Annotated in this window: 4 protein-coding genes; 3 read left to right on the plus strand and 1 reads right to left on the minus strand. The window is 49.5% G+C overall.

The window, feature by feature from the left end; translation table 11 throughout:
• On the plus strand, positions 1–158 hold a 158-nt coding region (locus HKN79_10275; protein NNC83952.1), incomplete at its 5' end, for a hypothetical protein.
• A 25-nt stretch (positions 159–183) separates the two neighbouring features.
• Positions 184–870 (plus strand): SCO family protein, encoded by a 687-nt coding sequence (locus tag HKN79_10280; protein NNC83953.1) that lies wholly within the window; start codon positions 184–186, stop codon positions 868–870.
• Positions 871–881: 11 nt separating this feature from the next.
• Here the strand turns inward: HKN79_10280 and HKN79_10285 are convergent, their stop codons facing one another.
• The gene (locus HKN79_10285) at positions 882–1967 is read right to left on the minus strand and encodes a T9SS type A sorting domain-containing protein (protein NNC83954.1); all 1086 of its coding nucleotides are present in this window, start codon (positions 1965–1967) and stop codon (positions 882–884) included.
• Between the two features lie 116 nt (positions 1968–2083).
• Here HKN79_10285 and HKN79_10290 point away from each other — a divergent pair.
• Positions 2084–3640 (plus strand): ABC-F family ATP-binding cassette domain-containing protein (locus tag HKN79_10290; GenBank protein NNC83955.1); only part of this gene is annotated, 1557 nt, incomplete at its 3' end.

The raw sequence follows: 3640 nt of genomic DNA on the forward strand, positions 1-3640 counted from the left end.
CGCCCTTTGCACGCTGGGAGAAGGTGAAGAAATACACTTTGCTCCAAGAAGAATTCACTATCGAAGGTGGGGAATTAACGCCCACCCTCAAATTAAAGCGAAAGGCCATCTACAGCAAATACGGAGACTTGATGAAGGACCTCTATGGGGAAGCATGAGCCATTCAATGAAGGTCTTTAGGCTATGAAATCCTGTCTGACAAAAGCACTGGTCGTATTCCTTGCTGCGAGTGCCGTAGTAGCTGTGGCCTATTTCTGGTATCAGAAGTCCAATCCCTTACCTGTCTATAGCCCTGCGCAGGTCAACCCCATCTTGGTGGATGAAGATGTCCGATTCAATAAGAATCACCGGGTCGAGTATTTCTCGCTTTCCGACCAGACCGGAGGCACTACCGATTCTACTTTTCTCACAGGCAAGATACACGTGGCTGATTTCTTCTTCACCACCTGTCAGACCATCTGTCCGATCATGAGCGGCAAGATGGACTATGTGGCCAGCCAATTCAGTACCGAAGATGACCTCAGGTTCCTCTCCTTCTCTGTTCTACCGGAAGAAGACAGCATTCCGGCTCTGGCTGCCTATGCAACCGCCTATGGCGTAGATGATGGTCAATGGAGACTCCTGACCGGTGACCGAAAGAAAATCTATCAACTCGCGCGCAGGTCGTACTTCACCTTAAAGCCTGCCGAGGTAGGTGAAGGAGATGGTGGCAAGAGCGATTTCATCCACACCAATAATTTCGTTCTGGTAGATAGTCAGCAACGCATCAGAGGCTATTACGATGGCACCTCCGATCTGGAAATGAATCGTCTCATATCGGACATCGAGTTACTGCTCGAGGAGGAAAAAAAGAAGCAAGCCGAAGATTGAGAATTCAGGTCTCAGTCCACTAAGGTGACGGCAATCGCTTGATTGCTCGATCCGTTCTGAATATTGATGAAATACAGCCCGTTGGCCCTCTCCTCTCTCTGATACATGAATTGATGTATTCCTCTTTGCTTCTCTTCGGTCATGAGTGTCTGCACCAAAGTTCCACGGCTGTCATAGATAGATATGTGTACCGGACCCGGTTCCATCACTTGATAGGTGATAAGGGAATTTACGGACACCGGATTCGGGAAGGCATCGAGCATGGGCCCAGTTGAGCGTGGACCTGATTCGGATAGGCCGTGTATGTGTCCGAAATCGGTACTCAGAAAGAGTAGATCATTCTGATCGCTAAGTACCATTCCCGTAGGACGGAATACATCTTCAGACCTCCATACGACCGGAGCACTGCGCACTCCTTGTTCGAATTTCAGAATGGCCGAAGGACTCCAAGCTGAGACATAGGCATCTCCACGGTCATCTATGAGAATACTCTCCAAATTGGCATATCCGCTCTCTAGGCTATGCTTCAGATCGGCAGTCTGTCTGTCATAGCAATGGACCAGGCCACTGGATCCCCAGGTCACAACGACCAATTCATCTCTGAAGGCATCGTAGGCAATCCCATTGGGAATCTGATCTATCTCTTTCCAAACCTGACTGGAGACAGGCCTCCCACCATCATCTTCCACCTCGATCTGGAAGATGCTCCGTTCTGAAAAATCAGTGATATATAGGAATCCTTGGTCATCTGCACAGATTCCATTCAAGAACTTTGCTTCGGGCACCTCATAGGTGTCAACCAGTCTATCGCCCTCGGTATCGTAACATCGTATCTCATTCCGGAAGCAGGCATAGAGCATCCCATTCTGGAGCAAAAGACCATGTGAGCCTTTGGAATCTATACCGAAAAGGTCGATATCGCCAGAGATATCCACTGTTCTCAATTGACCATCCACCGTATTGGAAATCAGATATCTCTGCCCTTCTTCATCCCACACAATGGACTCAGGACTCCTCAAACTCTGACTGTAGACTACCTGAGACCAGTAGGTCACAGCAAGAAGAGCCAAAAGGATGGAAGGATTGAAGGTTCGCATCGAGGAATAAAGATACTTTTTCTACCTATTCGCACGCATTCTGTGCAAGGTCGACCAAGTATTGATTTGGGCCATAGACTGTATTCCTGTACCTCCTGTCCGACTACTTTCGCAGGGTGAATTATCTATCGGTAGAATCCCTCAGTCTTTCTTATGGAGCCAAGCGCATCTTCGAAGATCTCAGCTTCGGAATAGACCGTGGTGAGAAGGTAGGTCTGATCGCGCGCAATGGCTCAGGAAAGAGCTCTTTGCTCAATGCCATCATGGGACAGGAATCCGTTGACTCAGGGACCGTCACATTCCGCAACGGGATCACCTTGGGTTATCTCGCCCAACGTCAGCATTTCGATCCTAAGTCGACTATTCTTGAGACCATCTTCCAAGGGGATAGCACCCAGATGCGGGCCATCAGGCAGTATGAGGAATTACTGGATGAAGGCAAAGAAGATGAAAGATTCTATGCTGCCTTGAGTGAGATGGAACGCACACAGGCCTGGTCAGTAGAGAGCATGGCCAAGGAGATCCTCTACAAACTCGGTCTCGAACGCATGGATAAGGTCATCGGTGAACTTTCTGGCGGACAACAGAAAAGGTTGGGCCTGGCCATGGAGTTGATCAAAGAACCCGACCTACTCATCCTGGATGAGCCGACCAATCACTTGGATCTGGAGATGACCGAGTGGCTGGAAGGCCACCTTTCTACCACCAATTCGACACTCCTGCTGGTGACTCACGATCGGTATTTCCTGGATAATGTGTGCAATGTCATCTTAGAACTGGAAGACAACACCCTCTATCGACACAAGGGCAACTACACCTACTATCTGGAAAAGAAGCAAGAGCGGGAAGAGAACATTGCCACCGTGGTGAGCAAGGCCAAAAGCGCGATGCGTAAAGAATTGGACTGGATCAGGCGACAACCCAAGGCCAGAGGCACCAAGGCCAAGTACCGAATCCAAGCTTTCGATGACTTGAAGAAGACCGCCTCTACCCGATTGGACAAGGACGAAATGCGCTTGGAGATCAACGTCCCTCGTATGGGAAGCAAAGTTGTCGAGCTTCATAAGGTCAGCAAATCCTATGACGGCCGGACCTTGATCGATAAGTTGAGCTACATCTTCCTACGTCAAGACCGAGTGGGAATCATCGGTAGGAATGGGACAGGCAAGAGTACATTGCTCAATCTCATCACCGATAGACTGGAGCCGGACCAAGGGAAAGTGGTGATCGGGGATACAGTGGTCTTCGGCTATTTCACACAGAGCGGCCTCCAGTTCAAAGAAGGTCAACGTGTGAGCGAAGCCGTCAGGGAAATCGCAGACGTGATCCCATTGACCAAAGGCCACAAGATCAGTGCGGCTCAACTTCTAGAGCGCTTCATGTTCCCCAGAAGCATGCATTTCAATCACATCTCCACCCTCAGTGGAGGAGAGCAACGAAGATTGCATCTGCTGCGCGTCCTGATGGCCAATCCCAACTTTCTCATCCTTGATGAGCCTACCAATGACCTCGACATCTTCACCTTACAGGTCTTGGAAGACTATTTGGAAGAATATCCAGGTGTGGTGGTGGTCGTGTCGCATGATCGTCACTTCATGGACCGTATCGTTGAACACACCTTTGCATTTGAAGGTGAAGGCCGTATCAAGGATTATCCAGGGAACTACTCGCAG

The sequence above is a fragment of the Flavobacteriales bacterium genome (assembly GCA_013001705.1).
Lineage (GTDB): Bacteria > Bacteroidota > Bacteroidia > Flavobacteriales_D > JABDKJ01 > JABDLZ01.